This window comes from Sulfitobacter sp. HI0040, from assembly GCF_001634885.1.
Taxonomy (GTDB): domain Bacteria; phylum Pseudomonadota; class Alphaproteobacteria; order Rhodobacterales; family Rhodobacteraceae; genus Sulfitobacter.
Window position 1 is genome coordinate 1 of the sequence record NZ_LWEX01000222.1, and the last position, 1,297, is coordinate 1,297.

The window sequence follows — 1,297 nt, forward strand, 5'->3', positions numbered from 1 at the left end:
CCACCGGATCACTATGGCCGTCTTTCGACTCTGCTCGACTTGTCAGTCTTGCAGTCAGGCTGGCTTCTGCCATTGCACTCAACGAGCGATTTCCGACCGCTCTGAGCCAACCTTCGCGCGCCTCCGTTACGATTTAGGAGGCGACCGCCCCAGTCAAACTACCCACCACACAGGGTCCCGGATCCGGATAACGGACCGCGGTTAGACATCAAGCAGAACAAGGGTGGTATCTCAAGGGAGGCTCCACGCAGACTGGCGTCCACGCTTCAAAGCCCACCACCTATCCTGCACATGTTCGGCCTAATGCCAGTGTGAAGTTGTAGTAAAGGTGCACGGGGTCTTTCCGTCTAACCGCGGGAAACCTGCATCTTGACAGGTAATTCAATTTCGCTGAGTCTATGTTGGAGACAGCGGGGAAGTCGTTACGCCATTCGTGCAGGTCGGAACTTACCCGACAAGGAATTTCGCTACCTTAGGACCGTTATAGTTACGGCCGCCGTTTACCTGGGCTTCAATTCAGAGCTCTCACCCCTCCTTTTAACCTTCAGGCACCGGGCAGGCGTCAGACCCTATACGTCGTCTTGCGACTTCGCAGAGCCCTGTGTTTTTAATAAACAGTCGCCACCCCCTGGTTTGTGCCCCCAGCCCCTAGTTGCCTAGGAACCGGGCCTCCTTCTCGCGAACTTACGGAGGTATTTTGCCGAGTTCCTTCAACATAGTTCTCTCAAGCGCCTTGGTATTCTCTACCAGTCCACCTGTGTCGGTTTAGGGTACGATCTAGCGATGGAGCTATTTCCAGGGACTTCTAAGCAGCCCATTCAATCCAATAAGGATGAACTACCCTCGAAATCCGTCACTTCCATCTGGCCCAGGAATATTAACCTGGTTCCCATCGACTACGCCTTTCGGCCTCGCCTTAGGGGTCGGCTTACCCTGCTCAGATTAGCTTTAAGCAGGAACCCTTGGACTTTCGGCGAGAGTGTCTCTCACACTCTTTGTCGCTACTCATGTCATCATTCTCACTAGTGATCTCTCCACCGGATCGCTCACGCGCCGGCTTCACAGAAAACTCCGCGTCTCCAATACCCCGAAGGGTTAAGGAGACATGGAATTATGTCACACTACGCTCTGCTACCATGCAACTAGTGCATCCTCAGCTTCGGCTCATGGCTTGAGCCCCGTTACATCTTCGCCGCAAGACAACTTATTTAGACCAGTGAGCTGTTACGCTATCTTTAAAGGATGGCTGCTTCTAAGCCAACCTCCTGGTTGTTTTGGTCGTCTCACCTGCTTTCCC

Annotated in this window: 1 rRNA gene; it reads right to left on the reverse strand. The window is 53.4% G+C overall.

Features of this window, described 5'->3' with window-relative positions:
* Positions 1–1,297 (reverse strand): 23S ribosomal RNA (locus tag A3728_RS12375); the annotation flags it as partial.